Here is a 15,822-nt window from a genome sequence, read left to right on the forward strand (position 1 = left end):
GAATGAAAACTAATGTTAAATAATGCTGCAAAATCGGGGTTTTTCTTGAATTTAGTTCGGAAATATCCCGATGATGTTCTCAATCATTCATAAAATTTCAGGAGCTAATCAGGTGTTAACTTCAACCTTACTTGCTGCTGCAACCACACCCCTGGAATGGAGTCCCACGGTAGGTATTATTATAATTATCGCCAATATCATTGCGATCGCTTTTGGTAAGTCCTCCATCAAGTATCCCAGTTCAGAACCAGCTTTACCTTCAGCTAATCTTTTTGGTGGTTTTGGTTTACCCGCATTGTTGGCGACTACTGCTTTCGGTCATATTCTAGGGGTAGGTATTGTTCTAGGTTTGCACAATCTAGGCAGAATCTAGGATCAAAAGCATCAGCCAAGATACTATTGGCTATTTGCTGATTAATTGGTGTGTCTAGTTACACCATGTTGTATTAGATTAATACCAAAATTGGCTTCAGTTGATTTTTGTTGTGTCTGTATCTCTGAGCCAGAGAGTTAATTCTCTGGTTCTTTTTTGTTGAAAATAGCACACCAAAGTCTTTAAAATAAAACCTTTGTTGGCTGAAAAGGCATTTTTCTGATTATGAGTAATCAAGCTCCTATTCCAGTAATTATTAATGGTGCTGCTGGTAAGATGGGTCGTGAAGTGGTGAAAGCAGTAGCTGCTGCTCCAGACTTAAATTTATTGGGTGCAATTGACCGCAGTCCAGCATATCAAGGTCAAGATGCTGGGGAACTGGCGGGTTTGAGTGAACCTTTGGAAGTACCAATTACTGACCAACTAGAACCAATGTTGGGGTATGTGGCTGGCGAAAGACAGGGGCCGCCAGGGGTGATTGTAGATTTTACTCACCCTGATTCAGTTTATGATAATGTGCGGAGTGCGATCGCCTACGGAATTCGTCCGGTTGTCGGCACGACTGGGTTAAGTCCTGAACAAATTCACAATTTAGCTGACTTTGCCGAAAAGGCTAGTACTGGTTGTCTCATCATTCCCAACTTTTCTATTGGGATGGTGTTGTTGCAACAAGCAGCTGTCACAGCATCACAGTATTTTGATCATGTAGAAATTATTGAACTACATCACAATCAAAAAGCTGATGCGCCTAGTGGGACTGCGATTCAGACAGCCCAGTTGCTAGCGGAAATGGGTAAAACATTTAACCCTGCTATTGTCGAGGAAACGGAGAAAATACCAGGAGCCAGAGGTAGTTTAGCGGGAGAAGGGATTAGAATTCATAGTATCCGCTTACCTGGACTGATAGCCCATCAAGAAGTAATTTTTGGCTCACCTGGACAAATTTATACATTACGCCATGATACAAGCGATCGCGCCTGCTATATGCCAGGGGTTTTGTTGGCAATTCGCAAGGTCTTACAATTAAAGTCGTTAGTGTATGGTTTAGAAAAGATACTATAAACTTCAAACTCCTTACTCCTCACTCATGTTAGTTCCCCTAACTCGCCAGAAACTTGAACAACTCATTCCCTTGATTGCCACCGGACTACAGTACAAATATTACTGGGGAAAGTTTGCCAATTTTTTGCAGCGCCTATTAATCTCGGTAGTGGCAATAGTTGTCATATTACTAATCAGATCCGTTTTTGGGTTGGAATTTGGCCTGATTATGTTTTTTCTGGGAGTATTCGGTGCAATGTTTTGGCTGTGGTATCCAGTGTTTCAGGCCAGTCTCCGCAATTCAAAATGCCGCCGTTACAAATATGGTGGTTTTTTCCGTGGTCGAATTCTGGATTGGTGGATTAGTGATAAGTTGATGGGTAAACAAGAAACAGTCAACAGTAAAGGTGAATTGGTAATTGTCGAAAACCGAGAAAAACGCATCAATATAGAAGTAGGCGATGACACCGGATTTAGCATCGAGTTAGAAGCACCGTTACGTCCTATTCATAAAGCGATTACCCGTGGTCAAATTGCGGAGATGATTGTCCTATCAAATCGACCCGATTTGAGCAGCATCGAAGAATTTAGCGATGTTTATATTCCTAGTCAAAACATCTGGATAAGTGACTATCCGTTTCTGAGGAGAGATTTTTTTAACGAAGTCAGCAGCCGTTTACGCGAAGATTCACAAGACAGGCCACGCCGTCGCCGTCGGAGAAGGGAAGAGAGGGAATAATTTGTAATTCGTAATGACGCGACGCTCCTGCGTCGCTAACGCTGCGCTATCGCGGACTCGCTACCGCTACGCTAACGTAATTCGTAATGCCCTACAATAAAGCTCTAGTCTCTAGCCTCGCTTCACCCATTTCTATTTTGACCGTAGGCTTGCCATGCTAAGTCTATCAGACCGTCGGCGATCGCTGCTGCGACAACTGCATTACCTTTAGAGCTGTCAATTGTAATGTTGGGGACTAGAGAATCTTGTAAGCGCTTTTTCGCGTCTTCCACATCCATCAATCCTACAGGAGTGGCAATTATTAACGCTGGTTGAATTTCTTCAGCTTCAATTAAATCTACCAGTGCAGTTAATGCTGTTTGTGCTTGACCGACAATAAAAATTCCCTCTGGATATTGTTTAGCTAAAGTTTCAATTCCCCAAGCCGCACGAGTTTTTTCTGGTTGGGGACGAGTCAAAGCCTCAATACTGCAATAAACCGGATTAGCAAAAGTATTCTGCACATCATAGGCAATACCTGTTTGCACCATCGGCACATCCACCACAATAGCAGCACGTGCCGCTAATGCTGCCGCCCCAGCTTGTAAAGCACGCTCAGAAAACCTGATTAAAGACTGATACTCAAAGTCAGCCGTAGCATATATGACCCGTCGGACAATTTCATACTCTGCCGGTGAGAAAACATGATCACCAATCTGAGCATCAATAATTGCTAAACTTTGAGCATCTGTGACGTGCCATTCCATAACTATAATTATTCAGTTCTGAGAGACTAGCTTTCAGCTTATCAGGAAAGGGGTTAGGGACGAGGGGAGCAGGGGAGCAGGGGAGCAGGGGAGATGAGGGGATGGGGAGCAAAGAGTAATAAATAATTTTTTCCCTTGTCCCCTTGTCCCCTTGTCCCCCCACTCAGCACTCCCCACTCCTCACTTAAGATGACGTATCAGAAGAAGGACGATTAAACACAGGTGACAAGAAAGCAACTAAAGCTCCAATAAAGAAGCCGGAGACGTTGCGGAATACAGGTAACCAATCACTAGTACGGGTGACTACAGGGCCGATACCAAAAGCTAGAAACAAAATTCCCCACAAGGGTGAAAAAATTAAAGCCCATTGCCAAGCAAAAACTTGTCCTTCTGTGCGCGGTTGAGCTGCAAAACCACAAATAATCCCACCAATGATAGAACTAATTAAAGTTAAAATCCACTGTTCCCTTGGTAGTCCAGGAACAACGTTGCAACCGCCTTTGAGTAAGCAGCCTTTGACTGAATCTAAAGCTTGTAAAATTGCTTGATCTTCACCTTGTTCGCGGACAAAATATAAGTTCCCAAAGCGAGTTTGTAGTTCTATCCAGAAAGTCCGGGGAAGCAGATCATAAACTGCATCTCCAACACTAAAACTGAGAATGTTACCGCCACGAGAATCTGCTACCAAGAGAATACTTTTGTCATCTAAACCCCAGTAATTTATGACTGCGCGTCCTGGAGTGCGGTCATACTGAGTTAAGACGCGCAGTTTCCAGCCTGTATCAGTTTCAAATTGTTCTATGTCCTTGACTAGTTTTTCTTCTTGCGGATCAGGTAAGGATTTAGCCAAGTCTACTACTGGGGTAAAAAACTTGGGTAACAAGTCAGGATTATCGTAAGCCAGAGCAGAGGGAGAGTGCATTACCCAAACTGACCCAGCTAAGAAAAATACTGTAATAGATACTAAAATGTGTCGCCAAAAACGAGACTGCATGGACGTTCTTATACAAATATCAACAGTAGAAGTGAACAAGTTGTTTTAAAAGCCAGTGAGAAAAGTGATACTTTGTTACACTTGTTTACTTTACTCTAATCTTGGTGATGAAAGCAAAGATTCTCTGGGTTACTGCATTAGACATCTGGTAGAAATTAATTCTACGTTGCCCGAAATCCTTGTAGAGACGTTGCAGTGCAACGTCTCTACATTCATTTTCACCAGATGTCTATTCAATATAGAAAAACTCCCCTACATCTTACGAAAGTAGGGGAGCTGTTTCTTCGCTGAACGCGACCAGCCCAATAGGCTGCTAATCGAGGATTGTTATGTCACTGAATCGTTAATTAAACGCCTGCACCAGTAGCTTGGCTACCTAATCTTTGCTGAATTCTGCTCTTAGCAGCTTTAAATTCTGTAGCCCATTGTTCTGTTTGTTCGGTGCTGAGGTTGTTGCGGATAGCCGCAAATAAGGTGCTTTCTTCTTGACGAACGTGGTCTGTGACGATGTTTGCTAGTTGTTTGACTCTCTCCTTGAATTCAGGAGTAGAGGGATTAATAGCTTTGATTTGCTCTAAATAGCGCTTCATTTCGGCTTGTTCGTCATATAGTTCTTGGGTGTCGCTTTGACCGTAGAAAGAACGTACTCTGGGGTAGACTACTTCTTCTTCGGCTTCAGCATGAGCAGTTAAATCCTTGTAGATTTGACCAAAATATTCTTGAATCTTTTGCGGATTGTTGCTTTGTTGTAGTTCTGTGAACAGGATATTCACCTTATTGTGATCAGCACGGATCACATCTTGGATGTTGACATCCTGTTTGTCGGAGGTTTGAGTTACAGCACTACCGACTACACCACTAAAAGCAGCGATCGCATCTTGGACTCTTCCCCAAATACCTTGATCTGCATCTTGTCCAGTGAGTTCACGCACACCCAAAACTTCGACAATTCCTTTGAGTTGTTCTTGGTGAGCGCGGTTCTCGAAGTTGATAGTATTAAGAGGAGCGATCGCGGCTAACACATCAGCACCAACTTTTTGGGCTGCTTTATGAATCAGTAAACCACTCATCACTTGTTGATGTTTGAGCAATTCGTGCTGAGATACTTTTTCATAAAAGCTGAGTTCAGAACCTTTCATGAGTTGACGGACTTTATCAACCAATTCACGCACTGTTTGTCTAGGTTCTTTTTGAATACCATACTGGACAATTACAGTTTCTAAAACTCCCAAATTCTTTTGGTCATCTTCAAGGAAATTGCGGATACGATCAGATATTTCCTTATCACTTGCTTCTCTCAAAAATTGCTGTTCATTTTCAATCAACAACTGTTGAAGGAGTTTTGCATCTGCTAGTTTTACAGCAATAGCATTACGTTTTGCATCATCTAAAGTTGATACCATCCTGTGTTCTCCTCAAAAAAGTAGTCTTATTCTTAACTAATTTCAGGTTGACACAGTACTTTGTGATATTTCCTCTTTCTTTTGAACGATTAGCTACGTGACTCAGGATAGAAACCAAACTTTTTTAATTTTAAAAATAAACTTCTCCTCTCAGACTGACAAATATTACATAGATACCTATCACTAGATAGATAAATTTTCCTGTTTATCTTGTCTAAAGTAACTCCAAGATATTTGTAGATAGGCAATTAAATTATGCTGAAAAAGCAAAAAAATCAGGAATTAAATCAAGCCGAAAATTAACAGTCTATTTTTTCACAACTAGGATATTTTACCTATGGAAACTACAGAAAAAACTTCCTCTGCTTCCACACCTTTTCCTAACATTCCCCCGATAATTGAAAGTGATGATAGCGAGTATAACGATACTGGTGTACCTAGCACAGTAGCGATCGCTGGACATCCTTTACATCCCCTCAGCGTGATCTTTCCCATCGCTTTCTTAGCAGCTGCTTTGGGGAGTGATTTTGGTTACTGGCTAACCCGTGACTTTTTCTGGGCTAGGGCTTCTCTTTGGTTAATTGGTCTAGGTTTAGCAGGAGGTGCGATCGCATCACTCATCGGCTTAAGCGACTTTTTGAAAATTGAGCGTGTCCGGAAGCGTCAAGCAGGCTGGGTTCACCTGATTCTCAATGTATCCATCCTCATCTTAACACTAGTTAACTTTCTCCTCCGATGGGGCGACGCTGAAGCCAGAATCTTACCCTGGGGACTTTTGATTTCACTAGTCGTAGGTACTTTCACTAGCCTTTCTGGCTGGTTTGGTGCAGAACTTTCCTATCGTCACAAAATAGGTGTAGTTGGTGCTGGGAGTAGAAGATATCCTTAAATTAATGAGTAGGGAGTGCTGAATTTCAAGGCTTTTGGTGTTGCTTTACTCTCTGATAAAGCTGTGCCTAGATTTCTCTGGTACTACTCCCTTTCTTCATATCAAGGCTAAAATCTTTGTTAGTTTTTAGCCTGTATATAATGTTTCATCAACGCACTCAACTAAAAGTTATCAGCTTATCCCTGTTCGTTGTGATAGTGATGGGCTTGTTGTTTAAGTACTACAATGGCTTTGCCCATGAATGGTTAAATAACTATGCAGCCGCCGTATTTTACGAAATATTCTGGTGTCTGTTGGCATTTTTGTTTTTTAGCAGCAAAGCAGCTGTTGTGCAAATTCCGATTTGGGTTTTTATCTTTACCTGCATCTTAGAATTTTTGCAACTTTGGCATCCACCGATATTAAACTATGTGCGAGCTACATTAATAGGTAAACTACTGCTTGGTACTACCTTTGCTTGGTGGGATTTTCCTCATTATGCCTTGGGTTGTCTCCTCGGTTGGTTGTGGCTTAGACAAATAGAAAATATGGGTTATGCAAAAAAAGGTGAAGGTGAAAACTAATACCAAACAACAAAAAATTCTAGAACAGCCTGATGGCAGTTTTGTGATACATTTAAAATCTTTGCCTGTAGATGGTAAAGCTAATGAGGAGTTAATCAAACTCCTAGCAGACAAATTTGATGTCCCAAAATCTCATATCAGAATTAAGTCTGGTTTATCCTCACGACAAAAGTTAGTTGAGATTGATCTCTAGTCCCTTGATCACCAATCAAAACAAAGTTGGGGTTCATGAGTAATACTGATATATCCGGGTTGGGCTTTGACTCGTTCTATCCAAGCTCGAATTGCCGGAAATTGTGTTAAATCAAATCCACCTTCATCAGCAACGTGAGTATAAGCAAACAACGCAATATCAGCAACTGTATAACGCTCACCGACAAAAAAGCTATGAACACTCAGATGATTTTCCATCACTTTGAGAGCTGCGTAACCTTGTTCACGTTTTTGTTCTAAAGCCAGACGATATTCTTCAGCTTTACCTAAAATAGTCACCCAAAATCTTGCTGTGGCAATATAAGGTTCGTGACTATATTGTTCAAAAAATAACCATTGGATGACTTGGGCTTTTAAATAGCGATCATATGGAAGAAATTCTGTATATTCGCTCAGGTAAAGCAATATAGCATTTGATTCTGCTAGATACTTTCCAGGCTCAATTTCTAAAACTGGTATTTTACCGTTAGGATTTTTACTTAAAAATTCTGGTGTGCGACTCTCTCCCTTTAAAATATTCACTTCTATTCGCTCAAAGGGGATGCCCATTTGTGTTAATAAAAGCCTAATCTTATAACCATTACCTGAAGGTAAAAAATCGTACAATTGTAGGTTTTCCATGTACAAAATATAATGCGGAACGTGTTACTGAACAACGGTCTAAAATACAATATCCTACAAAAAGATTGTTGTAAAACAGGATAATTTTTTTATTTTTTTGATTGTTCTATTAAATATAAATTATTTGAAAAAATAAAAATAATAGTATTATTTAACTCCCATGTTTAAATGTTTTAATTGATGCAATAGTCTAAAATAGAAATATGTGTGGAAGATTCACTTTAAACCAGTCAGCAACAGCATTAGCTGAAGTTTTTCATCTCCAGCAAGTTGTGGATTTAGAGGCGCAATATAACATTGCACCTACGCAAATGGTAGTGACAGTTGTACATAACCCGGAAAGCGACAAACGAGAATTATGGCAATTGCGTTGGGGTTTAATACCCTCATGGGCGAAAGAAGCGGGAATTGGTAATAAGCTAATTAATGCTAGAGGCGAGACTGTTGCGGAAAAACCTGCTTTCCGTTCAGCATTTAAACGCCGACGCTGTTTAGTGGTGGCTGATGGCTTTTATGAGTGGCAAAAACAGCCAGAGCAAAAAGCCCGTCAACCATTCTATTTTCAGCTACAAGATGGACAGCCATTCGGTTTTGCGGGATTATGGGAAAAATGGCGATCGCCCACAGATGACGAAATCACTTCCTGTACAATAATTACAACACAAGCTAATGAACTACTCCAACCCATCCATGACCGGATGCCAGTAATTCTGGCTCCTCAAGATTATGACCTATGGTTAAACCCCCAAGAGCAAAATCCCCAAGTCTTACAAAACTTATTATCTCCCTACCCAGCCTCAGCAATGATTGCTCACCCAGTCAGCACTATAGTCAATAGCCCAAAACACAACAGCCCAGAGTGTATCATCCCCATCAAGCAGTAAAATACCCACCTAATAGCTACACACCATAAAAGCTCATATGCCAAGAACACAGAAAAACGATAACTTTATTGACAAATCCTTTACAGTTATGGCAGATATCATTCTCAAGATACTGCCCGCTAACAGAAAAGCTAAAGAAGCATTTGTTTATTACCGTGATGGGATGTCAGCCCAAGCAGAAGGAGAGTATGCCGAGGCATTAGAATACTATGAAGAAGCCCTCAGACTAGAGGAAGACACTAATGATCGCGGTTATATTTTCTACAATATGGGCTTGATTTATGCCAGTAATGGTGATCACGAAAAAGCTTTAGAATTTTACCATCAAGCCGTTGAACTCAATCCCCGTCTACCCCAAGCTTTGAACAATATTGCTGTGATATATCACTACAAAGGTGAAAAAGCCAAGGAAGCAGGAGATTATGATGGTGGTGAAGCACTTTTTGATCAAGCCGCCGATTATTGGATTCGCGCCATACGCATGGCTCCCAACAACTACATCGAAGCCCAAAATTGGCTAAAAACCACTGGAAGAATGCAAATTGACGTATTCTTCTAGTCAATTGTCCAGAGTCAATAGTCAATTGTCCAGAGTCAATAGTCAATTGTCCAGAGTCAATAGTCAATTGTCCAGAGTCAATAGTCAATTGTCCACAGTAAAAAATGATTTACTATTGACCAATGACCAATGACCAATGACCAATGACCAATAACCAATTATGATTGACCGTGAACAAGTCCGTAAAGTAGCTTTACTTGCACGTTTAGAATTGACTCCAGAAGAGGAAGAAAAATTCACCACTCAGTTAGGCAGTATTTTGGATTATGTCCAACAACTAAGTGAACTGGATGTAAGTGATGTACCTCCAACAACACGAGCTATTGACATGAGTAATGTTACTAGAGAAGATGACCTACAACCCTATCCGGAAAGAGACGCTATCTTGAATAGCGCCCCTGAACAAGAAGGTGAATTTTTTAGAGTACCAAAAATTCTCAATGTCGAGTAGTTATTTTTCATTAAAAGCAGTAAAAACCCTCTTCCCTCATGGGTAAGGATTTGAAAGTTACTTCTTTAGTTAGAAGTAAAAGTGTGTAGTAACAGTTATTTTGCTTACTAGCAGTAGTAGTAAATAACATTTTTGGGAACTCTCAACAAGCAAGTAATAACCTGAAAATTTCAGACTTATTAACTGAAGGTTGACTGAGTTCCCAATTTACTTTTCAGGGTTATACTTACATGGATGTATAGGAATCATATTTGATTGTTGTTGGCGTAGCCTGTGCTTACACAAAAAAGTCAGTACACCTCTAATTTCCTTCTTTTCTGTCACCTGTTACCTGTCGCCTGTTACGTAGCTAAACAAGTCTGTTCAGTAATCAAATCAGATTCCTATAGATGTAGGTTGAGTGCAGACTTTACGTAACCCAACACAAATTATCATGGGTTTGTAAGAGCCATTTGCTTACACTCCACCTAATCCCAATTTTAAAAAACAATGCTACAGAGCCAAACCTAGAAACCCTTGTGATATCTGGCTTTCTTAATTTTGAATTTTGAATTTTGAATTGGTATAACTTGCTAATGAACTAATTAAATAAATATACTTTTCCCTTCATATCTGTAAAATCAGCTTATATATTAATATTTAGATAGTGCTTTTTATCTCAATAAAAGCTGCTACCTGATTGATTAGCTCACTATTATTTGCTGTTCCTTAGCAAAGAGGGCGAACGAGGGGACTTGAACCCCCGAGTGGTGGAACCACAATCCACTGCCTTAACCACTTGGCTACGCTCGCCACAGACAATCCTGATTATAGCACTTATTTAGTGAAATGATCCAGAACTTTTTGCTGGAACGCAGTTTGTTAATTTAGAGTCTTGGGAATTCAACTCAATTTAGGGAATTAAAGTTAGAACGTATGAAACCCCTGACCATCATGGCATATTTAGGAGCGTTAGGATTAGCTGCTGTGTTGGGAGTAGCAATGGCGAAAACAAATCCTAATCAAGTGGAATATGAAAACTATGCTGTACAAAAGCTCACAGGATACTTAAAAAGTGATGTCTGCAATAAAACATCAAAGCTGATCGAAAAGTTAATCAATACCAAATGTGACAAATTAGTAGACTCTGCTAATCCACAAATACGAGAAGTTCTCTCAGCGACAACCGAAAGGCAAGACTTTGTTTTGTTTAGTATTTATCGGACAGAATTCAAACTCAGTACTTGGATACCTGCTTACAGATTTGAAACTGTAGGAGCATTCAATAACTTTTATACTTATAACGCGGAAGAACAATAAGGCTGAAAGCAAGAATTCGCTTGCCTATCAGCCTCAGATTCGGGGTGTATTTACCCTGTTTATATATTATTAAGAGTCTATCTCCTTCAATCTTTTGCCCAGTATTTATATGCAGCGTATGCCATAGTTACTACCCCTGTGACGATCGCCGACTCATCAACTTCAAATTCTGGGTGATGCAGTGGGTAGTTAATGATCCTGTCTGGATAGCCTACACCTAAACGGAACATTGAGCCGGGGACGTGTTCTAAATAAACAGAAAAATCTTCCGCACCTAGAGACGGTTCTGGTAAAACTTGGACGCGATCGCTACTCCATGCTTCTTCAGCTGCTGATTGCAACAACTGAGTTAAGGTATAATCATTTTGAACACTGGGGACACCTTGACGATAATTGACTTGATAACGCGCCCCGTAGGAATTGCAGACACTAGCGACAATTTTATCAATCCAATTAGGGAGTTGAGCGCGGGTTTCTGGGTGGAGCGATCGCACTGTCCCCCATAGCTGTACCTTATCAGATATCACATTTGGCGCTCTGCCACCATTAATTTTACCAATACTTAACACCACCGGACGCAACGGATTTTGAGTGCGGCTAATGGCTTGTTGTAGGGCAGTAATTACCTGTGCTGCAATCCAAATCGCATCAATAGCTTCATGGGGACGCGCACCATGTCCAGATTCTCCAATGATGACAATCTCCAAATCGTCCGCCGCCGCCGTTAAAGCCCCATAACGCACCCCAATTGAGCCGGCGGGGATAGAAGGGAAAACATGAACACCCAAGATAGCTGAGACATTTTCCATCGCCCCATCCTTCACCATCCAACCTGCACCTTGGGCAATTTCCTCAGCAGACTGAAAAAGAAACCGAATATTTCCGCCTATCTCCTCAGCTATCTGCGACAATACCATAGCTGTTCCCAAACCCACGGTAGTATGGACATCATGACCGCAAGCGTGCATCATCCCTTCCTTTCGTGAGGCATATTCTAACCCAGTGCATTCTTGAATGGGTAAAGCATCCATATCAGTCCGAATAGCCAAGAAATGCTCATCCTTGCTGATAGTATGCAATTCGCCAACTACACCGACTTTGCCAACACCTTCTTGTACACGCAAACCACTAGAAGATAAGACACCAGCCACAAAAGCAGCAGTTTGATATTCTTGACCACTAAGTTCTGGATGAGAATGAATATGACGACGAATCTCAATGAGGCGAGGTGCTAACTTGGTGGCTAAGTCTTTAATACGAGTGAGCATTGCTTGATATTAATTGAGGAGCTTTGTTTCCATGATAAGTAAGGGAGTGGGGAGTGGGGAGTGCTGATACCAATTCAAAATTCAAAATTCGTCTTGAAAAGTTTCCTACGGCGGGAAACCCGCCTACAGAACTTTTCGCAAAATTCAAAATGAAGAAATAATAACTCTTACCTATTGCCTCTGACTAATGACTAATGACTAATGACTATTGACTCCTATGGATTGAGAATGATGCTTAAATCCAAAATAAACCCAGGTAATACATCCTCACCAGAAAGTTGTGGGGGGTTGTCAACAGAGAAATTAATGATTTCTACCTCAACACCAGGGCGATAAATTTCTACTAAAAATGTTTTAGGGTCAATTAACCAACCTAAACGCGCACCATTATCTCGATACTCCTGCATTTTCGAGCGTAATTTTGTTAAAGAATCACTTTCAGAACGTAATTCAATCACAAAATCTGGACATAGTGGTGGGAAGCGTCGTTTTTGTTCAGCCGTCAATGCTTCCCATCGTTCTAGTTTCATCCAAGCCACATCTGGAGAACGATAAGCACCATTTGGTAAGTGAAACTCTGTTGATGAGTCAAAAACTTTCCCTAGTTTGGCTTGCTCATTCCAATTGTAAATTTTAGCTGTCAAACCAGAATTTCTAATCCCACTTTCACCACCAGTAGGAGGCATAAGAATTAATTCTCCTTCGGCGGTGAGTTCTATCCGCCATTCGTCATTGGCTAGGCAAATTTGATAAAACTGTTCATCTGTTAAACCTACATTGGGGGGTATGCTTAGGGTGACAGTTTTCATAGGTGTTTGATTAATCAGCTTTATTTTATTATGAGCAATATCTATGGATTAAGAATAATGCTTAAATCCAAAATAAACCCAGGTAACACATCCTCGCCAGAAAGTTGTGGAGGGTTATCAACAGAGAAATTAATGATTTCTACCTCAACACCAGGGCGATAAATTTCTACTAAAAATGTTTTAGGGTCAATTAACCAACCCAAACGCGCACCATTATCTCGATACTCCTGCATTTTGGAGCGTAATTTTGTTAAAGAATCACTTTCAGAACGTAATTCAATCACAAAATCTGGACATAGTGGTGGGAAGCGTCGTTTTTGTTCAGCCGTCAATGCTTCCCAGCGTTCTAGTTTCACCCAAGCCACATCTGGGGAACGATATGCACCATTGGGTAAGTGAAATTCTGTTGATGAGTCAAAAACTTTCCCTAATTTAGTTTGACGATTCCACAAGTTTAAATCTGTAGTTAAATCAGAATTTCTAATCCCACTTTCACCACCAGTAGGAGGCATCAGAATTAATTCTCCTTCGGCGGTGAGTTCTATCCGCCATTCGTCATTGGCTAGGCAAATTTGATAAAACTGTTCATCTGTTAAACCTACATTGGGAGGTATGCTTAGGGTGACAGTTTTCATAGGTGTTTGATTAATTAAGCTTTATTTTATTATGAGCGATCGCTAAAGGATTGCTAGTTGACATACTCACCGACGTAGAACCTCGATGAGTATGTCAACTAATTGCCTAATTCCCGGTATCTTTGCTGAATCTCGTCAATAGCAAACAAGGCTGTAAACTTCAAGCCAACCGACTCATATAACTCCGCGCCTCCCTGTTTGCGGTCTACCAGTGCAATTACTTGCTCAATGGTATAACCTGCTGCTTGCAGACGCTCAACTGCTTTTAAGGCAGACTGGCCAGTAGTCACTACATCTTCTAAAACTACTACTTTTGCACCCTCTGGTAAAATAGGGCCTTCAATATATGCTCTTGTTCCGTAACCTTTAGCTTCCTTACGAATAATTAGTGCTGGTATCGGTCGATTTTCATACACAGACACCACACTGACTGCGGTCACAATTGGGTCAGCACCTAATGTTAAACCTGCTACAGCTTGAGTATCAGCTGGCAAAAGCGGAAACAGCAGCCGTCCAACAGCTAAAGCACCTTGGGGATGAAGTGTCACTTGAGTCTTATTGATGTAGTAAGAACTACGTAGCCCAGAAGAAAGGACAAAATCACCTTCTTGATAGGCGAGTTGGGTAAATAAATCCAGGAGTTTTTGGCGCAGAGTGGTGACATCAGCAGTGGCTGCCCAAATATCTGACTGGCTAAGGTTTTCAGTAGAATACGTCATTACAAAACATTAAAAGTTGTGCTACACCAAAGGTTGAACTCATGGGAGTTCTGAAATTAAGCATAAGTTAAGATTTACCCAAAAGTTGAGGAGTAAAAAAGATGGGTATAAAATATCCAGTTCTCAGTAGCTTAGTAGTATTATTAGCTGCTAACATAGCTTTTCCTTCAGTGGTGAGCGCTGAATCACCAGTACCCAACTATGAAACCACAAGCGATGTTTTTGAGCGAGCTTATTTCCGCAACGATCGCAATTTTTATGAAAATAACACACCCAAACGCCAGCTAGACTCATTATTAGGTACTTCTGGCTCTATCTTCCGCGATTCCTTCACAGACAACGAAATTGCCCGTGATGCTGAATTGGTGAATATGCTTTATCAAGATGTTCTCAAACAACAAGCAACCAACGATCCCTATTTGCGTACACCAGACTTACCCAATCCTTACGACACATCCTTACTCATGTCCCCGCGCATGAACGCTAACAAGTTGAAAATGGGGACAGAGTTTCGATTTGAAACATCGATACCTCGTTGATGTCTTTTTCAAACATCATGTACCAATGGTCAATAGTCAAGTACCTATTGACCATTGACTTTTGACTATTGACCTTTTAGTAGTAATCCAGGGTGCAGGAGTTGAACCTGCCTTGGGCGAATTATGAGTTCGCTGCCTCAACCGCTCGGCCAACCCTGGTTGAATTTAAATTGTATCCTAAGTTTATCTTTTGTCTACCATCAAAGATAGTTTCTCAGATTTTTATACTACATAATTTATTTATAGAACAGTTGAGACTATGATTAGTTAAGTTATTTTAAGGTTTGAGGTACATACCTTCAACACTCTTAACATAGACCAGCTAAGATAGACCAGCATTCTTTTGCAATCGCTTTTCAGCAATGAGAATAAATTCTACTGTACTTCTTACTTTGGTTTTGTTATTTCTAATGTTAGGTGCGGGTTCCGTCAGTGCATTTTTGGGATTTACGTTTGGAAGTTCTGCACTTAAAGGCGTGACAACCCCTGATGGTCGTCCTACAAGCAAGTTTGCCAGCAGCAAGACAAACCCGCAATCAGGTGCAGTGGCTTTTCTGAAAGAGGAAGATATCCTCAAAGTAGTCAAGTCACGCATCGACGGTAAGACCAAAGCTGCTAAATCCGACGAGACAAACGAAGATGATGAAGATATTAACGGTAAAAAGCAGAAGCCAGAAGAAAAACCCCCACAGGTAGTTGAAGAGAAACTCCAACCTGGATTTCCAGTAGCCGCCGAGAATGAAGGCGTAACGTTGTCCGTGCAATCTGCCCGTTATTCTGGTGGCGATTTACTATTAAAGGTAAAAATGCAGAATAAAGGCGCTGATTCTGTACGTTTTTTGTATAGCTTTTTAGATGTTACAGATGATAAAGGGAGAACACTCAGCGCCAGTACAGAGGGTTTACCAGCAGATTTACCCGCAAATGGCCCAGCATTTACTGGTACAGTCAGCATTCCCACAGCGCTATTGGATGATGTGAAGAAAATATCTCTCGCTCTTACAGATTATCCCGATCAAAAATTGAAGTTAGAGGTATCAAATATTCCAGTGGGAAGGTAGGGGATAGAGGCTAGTC

General features: G+C 40.9%; 20 protein-coding genes and 2 tRNA genes. 12 read left to right on the forward strand and 10 right to left on the reverse strand.

Translation table 11 applies throughout. The features are described from left to right. The first annotated feature begins 112 nt into the window (after nucleotides 1–112). From psaK to FD725_RS05415, 3 genes are all read left to right on the forward strand, one after another. Entirely contained in the window at nucleotides 113–373 is a 261-nt protein-coding gene (gene psaK / locus FD725_RS05405) for a photosystem I reaction center subunit PsaK (RefSeq protein WP_179047175.1), read from the forward strand. A 225-nt stretch (nucleotides 374–598) separates the two neighbouring features. After that, complete coding sequence (gene dapB, locus FD725_RS05410; protein WP_179047176.1) at nucleotides 599–1,435, forward strand: 4-hydroxy-tetrahydrodipicolinate reductase; 837 nt, start codon at nucleotides 599–601, stop codon at nucleotides 1,433–1,435. Nucleotides 1,436–1,460: 25 nt separating this feature from the next. Next, nucleotides 1,461–2,153, forward strand: a complete 693-nt coding sequence (locus FD725_RS05415; RefSeq protein ID WP_179047177.1) for a phosphate ABC transporter permease — start codon at nucleotides 1,461–1,463, stop codon at nucleotides 2,151–2,153. 122 nt (nucleotides 2,154–2,275) lie between these two features. Here the strand turns inward: FD725_RS05415 and FD725_RS05420 are convergent, their stop codons facing one another. From FD725_RS05420 to FD725_RS05430, 3 genes are all read right to left on the reverse strand, one after another. Further along, on the reverse strand, nucleotides 2,276–2,899 hold the full coding sequence (locus tag FD725_RS05420; protein WP_179047178.1) for a precorrin-8X methylmutase: 624 nt from the start codon (nucleotides 2,897–2,899) through the stop codon (nucleotides 2,276–2,278). Between the two features lie 184 nt (nucleotides 2,900–3,083). Continuing rightward, entirely contained in the window at nucleotides 3,084–3,893 is an 810-nt protein-coding gene (locus tag FD725_RS05425; protein WP_179047179.1) for a TPM domain-containing protein, read from the reverse strand. Between the two features lie 347 nt (nucleotides 3,894–4,240). Next, nucleotides 4,241–5,296 carry a hemerythrin domain-containing protein gene (locus FD725_RS05430; RefSeq protein WP_179047180.1) on the reverse strand — a complete coding sequence of 352 codons (1,056 nt, stop codon included), beginning with the start codon at nucleotides 5,294–5,296 and terminating at the stop codon, nucleotides 4,241–4,243. A gap of 337 nt (nucleotides 5,297–5,633) precedes the next feature. On the opposite strand from FD725_RS05430, the gene FD725_RS05435 reads away from it, so the two are divergent. From FD725_RS05435 to FD725_RS05445, 3 genes are all read left to right on the forward strand, one after another. Continuing rightward, complete coding sequence (locus FD725_RS05435; RefSeq protein ID WP_179047181.1) at nucleotides 5,634–6,185, forward strand: DUF2231 domain-containing protein; 552 nt, start codon at nucleotides 5,634–5,636, stop codon at nucleotides 6,183–6,185. A gap of 140 nt (nucleotides 6,186–6,325) precedes the next feature. Beyond that, nucleotides 6,326–6,748 carry a DUF2809 domain-containing protein gene (locus tag FD725_RS05440; protein ID WP_179047182.1) on the forward strand — a complete coding sequence of 141 codons (423 nt, stop codon included), beginning with the start codon at nucleotides 6,326–6,328 and terminating at the stop codon, nucleotides 6,746–6,748. Beyond that, nucleotides 6,720–6,941 carry a DUF167 domain-containing protein gene (locus FD725_RS05445; RefSeq protein ID WP_179047183.1) on the forward strand — a complete coding sequence of 74 codons (222 nt, stop codon included), beginning with the start codon at nucleotides 6,720–6,722 and terminating at the stop codon, nucleotides 6,939–6,941. Before FD725_RS05440 ends, FD725_RS05445 begins: the two co-directional genes overlap by 29 nt. Nucleotides 6,942–6,949: 8 nt before the next feature. On the opposite strand, the gene FD725_RS05450 is transcribed toward FD725_RS05445, so the two are convergent. Next, nucleotides 6,950–7,582 carry a glutathione S-transferase family protein gene (locus FD725_RS05450; protein WP_179047184.1) on the reverse strand — a complete coding sequence of 211 codons (633 nt, stop codon included), beginning with the start codon at nucleotides 7,580–7,582 and terminating at the stop codon, nucleotides 6,950–6,952. 203 nt (nucleotides 7,583–7,785) lie between these two features. On the opposite strand from FD725_RS05450, the gene FD725_RS05455 reads away from it, so the two are divergent. From FD725_RS05455 to gatC, 3 genes are all read left to right on the forward strand, one after another. Continuing rightward, nucleotides 7,786–8,466, forward strand: a complete 681-nt coding sequence (locus FD725_RS05455; protein WP_179047185.1) for an SOS response-associated peptidase — start codon at nucleotides 7,786–7,788, stop codon at nucleotides 8,464–8,466. A 37-nt stretch (nucleotides 8,467–8,503) separates the two neighbouring features. Further along, nucleotides 8,504–9,025, forward strand: a complete 522-nt coding sequence (locus tag FD725_RS05460) for a photosystem I assembly protein Ycf3 (RefSeq protein ID WP_179047186.1) — start codon at nucleotides 8,504–8,506, stop codon at nucleotides 9,023–9,025. Nucleotides 9,026–9,185: 160 nt separating this feature from the next. Further along, nucleotides 9,186–9,476 (forward strand): Asp-tRNA(Asn)/Glu-tRNA(Gln) amidotransferase subunit GatC, encoded by a 291-nt coding sequence (gene gatC, locus FD725_RS05465; protein ID WP_179047187.1) that lies wholly within the window; start codon nucleotides 9,186–9,188, stop codon nucleotides 9,474–9,476. Between the two features lie 719 nt (nucleotides 9,477–10,195). On the opposite strand, the gene FD725_RS05470 is transcribed toward gatC, so the two are convergent. Then, nucleotides 10,196–10,268: transfer RNA gene (locus FD725_RS05470), tRNA-His, on the reverse strand. 123 nt (nucleotides 10,269–10,391) lie between these two features. On the opposite strand from FD725_RS05470, the gene FD725_RS05475 reads away from it, so the two are divergent. Beyond that, on the forward strand, nucleotides 10,392–10,775 hold the full coding sequence (locus FD725_RS05475) for a DUF4359 domain-containing protein (protein ID WP_179047188.1): 384 nt from the start codon (nucleotides 10,392–10,394) through the stop codon (nucleotides 10,773–10,775). Nucleotides 10,776–10,861: 86 nt separating this feature from the next. Here the strand turns inward: FD725_RS05475 and FD725_RS05480 are convergent, their stop codons facing one another. The 4 genes from FD725_RS05480 to pyrE all read right to left on the reverse strand — a co-directional run bounded on the left by FD725_RS05480 (nucleotide 10,862) and on the right by pyrE (nucleotide 14,206). Then, nucleotides 10,862–12,043, reverse strand: a complete 1,182-nt coding sequence (locus FD725_RS05480) for a M20 family metallopeptidase (RefSeq protein ID WP_179047189.1) — start codon at nucleotides 12,041–12,043, stop codon at nucleotides 10,862–10,864. Nucleotides 12,044–12,258: 215 nt separating this feature from the next. Then, nucleotides 12,259–12,852: a Uma2 family endonuclease gene (locus FD725_RS05485; RefSeq protein ID WP_179047190.1), complete on the reverse strand. Its 594-nt coding sequence runs from the start codon at nucleotides 12,850–12,852 to the stop codon at nucleotides 12,259–12,261. A 41-nt stretch (nucleotides 12,853–12,893) separates the two neighbouring features. After that, nucleotides 12,894–13,487: a Uma2 family endonuclease gene (locus tag FD725_RS05490; RefSeq protein ID WP_179047191.1), complete on the reverse strand. Its 594-nt coding sequence runs from the start codon at nucleotides 13,485–13,487 to the stop codon at nucleotides 12,894–12,896. Between the two features lie 98 nt (nucleotides 13,488–13,585). After that, nucleotides 13,586–14,206 (reverse strand): orotate phosphoribosyltransferase, encoded by a 621-nt coding sequence (gene pyrE, locus FD725_RS05495; protein ID WP_179047192.1) that lies wholly within the window; start codon nucleotides 14,204–14,206, stop codon nucleotides 13,586–13,588. A 101-nt stretch (nucleotides 14,207–14,307) separates the two neighbouring features. On the opposite strand from pyrE, the gene FD725_RS05500 reads away from it, so the two are divergent. Next, entirely contained in the window at nucleotides 14,308–14,745 is a 438-nt protein-coding gene (locus FD725_RS05500; protein ID WP_179047193.1) for a hypothetical protein, read from the forward strand. Nucleotides 14,746–14,831: 86 nt separating this feature from the next. On the opposite strand, the gene FD725_RS05505 is transcribed toward FD725_RS05500, so the two are convergent. Beyond that, nucleotides 14,832–14,904, reverse strand: a tRNA-Ile gene (locus FD725_RS05505). 203 nt (nucleotides 14,905–15,107) lie between these two features. On the opposite strand from FD725_RS05505, the gene FD725_RS05510 reads away from it, so the two are divergent. Continuing rightward, nucleotides 15,108–15,806 carry a hypothetical protein gene (locus FD725_RS05510; protein ID WP_179047194.1) on the forward strand — a complete coding sequence of 233 codons (699 nt, stop codon included), beginning with the start codon at nucleotides 15,108–15,110 and terminating at the stop codon, nucleotides 15,804–15,806. Nucleotides 15,807–15,822: the final 16 nt, after the last annotated feature.

The sequence above is a fragment of the Nostoc sp. TCL26-01 genome (assembly GCF_013393945.1).
Classification (GTDB): Bacteria; Cyanobacteriota; Cyanobacteriia; order Cyanobacteriales; family Nostocaceae; genus Trichormus.

What these genes read in the sequence shown, in the direction of transcription:
- dapB (WP_179047176.1), top strand. Translation starts at nt 599, where the DNA reads ATGAGTAATCAAGCTCCTATTCCAGTAATTATTAATGGTGCTGCTGGT.
- FD725_RS05415 (WP_179047177.1), top strand. Translation starts at nt 1,461, where the DNA reads ATGTTAGTTCCCCTAACTCGCCAGAAACTTGAACAACTCATTCCCTTG.
- FD725_RS05420 (WP_179047178.1), bottom strand. Translation starts at nt 2,899, where the DNA reads ATGGAATGGCACGTCACAGATGCTCAAAGTTTAGCAATTATTGATGCT.
- FD725_RS05425 (WP_179047179.1), bottom strand. Translation starts at nt 3,893, where the DNA reads ATGCAGTCTCGTTTTTGGCGACACATTTTAGTATCTATTACAGTATTT.
- FD725_RS05430 (WP_179047180.1), bottom strand. Translation starts at nt 5,296, where the DNA reads ATGGTATCAACTTTAGATGATGCAAAACGTAATGCTATTGCTGTAAAA.
- FD725_RS05435 (WP_179047181.1), top strand. Translation starts at nt 5,634, where the DNA reads ATGGAAACTACAGAAAAAACTTCCTCTGCTTCCACACCTTTTCCTAAC.
- FD725_RS05440 (WP_179047182.1), top strand. Translation starts at nt 6,326, where the DNA reads ATGTTTCATCAACGCACTCAACTAAAAGTTATCAGCTTATCCCTGTTC.
- FD725_RS05445 (WP_179047183.1), top strand. Translation starts at nt 6,720, where the DNA reads ATGCAAAAAAAGGTGAAGGTGAAAACTAATACCAAACAACAAAAAATT.
- FD725_RS05450 (WP_179047184.1), bottom strand. Translation starts at nt 7,582, where the DNA reads ATGGAAAACCTACAATTGTACGATTTTTTACCTTCAGGTAATGGTTAT.
- FD725_RS05455 (WP_179047185.1), top strand. Translation starts at nt 7,786, where the DNA reads ATGTGTGGAAGATTCACTTTAAACCAGTCAGCAACAGCATTAGCTGAA.
- FD725_RS05460 (WP_179047186.1), top strand. Translation starts at nt 8,504, where the DNA reads ATGCCAAGAACACAGAAAAACGATAACTTTATTGACAAATCCTTTACA.
- gatC (WP_179047187.1), top strand. Translation starts at nt 9,186, where the DNA reads ATGATTGACCGTGAACAAGTCCGTAAAGTAGCTTTACTTGCACGTTTA.
- FD725_RS05475 (WP_179047188.1), top strand. Translation starts at nt 10,392, where the DNA reads ATGAAACCCCTGACCATCATGGCATATTTAGGAGCGTTAGGATTAGCT.
- FD725_RS05480 (WP_179047189.1), bottom strand. Translation starts at nt 12,043, where the DNA reads ATGCTCACTCGTATTAAAGACTTAGCCACCAAGTTAGCACCTCGCCTC.
- FD725_RS05485 (WP_179047190.1), bottom strand. Translation starts at nt 12,852, where the DNA reads ATGAAAACTGTCACCCTAAGCATACCCCCCAATGTAGGTTTAACAGAT.
- FD725_RS05490 (WP_179047191.1), bottom strand. Translation starts at nt 13,487, where the DNA reads ATGAAAACTGTCACCCTAAGCATACCTCCCAATGTAGGTTTAACAGAT.
- pyrE (WP_179047192.1), bottom strand. Translation starts at nt 14,206, where the DNA reads ATGACGTATTCTACTGAAAACCTTAGCCAGTCAGATATTTGGGCAGCC.
- FD725_RS05500 (WP_179047193.1), top strand. Translation starts at nt 14,308, where the DNA reads ATGGGTATAAAATATCCAGTTCTCAGTAGCTTAGTAGTATTATTAGCT.
- FD725_RS05510 (WP_179047194.1), top strand. Translation starts at nt 15,108, where the DNA reads ATGAGAATAAATTCTACTGTACTTCTTACTTTGGTTTTGTTATTTCTA.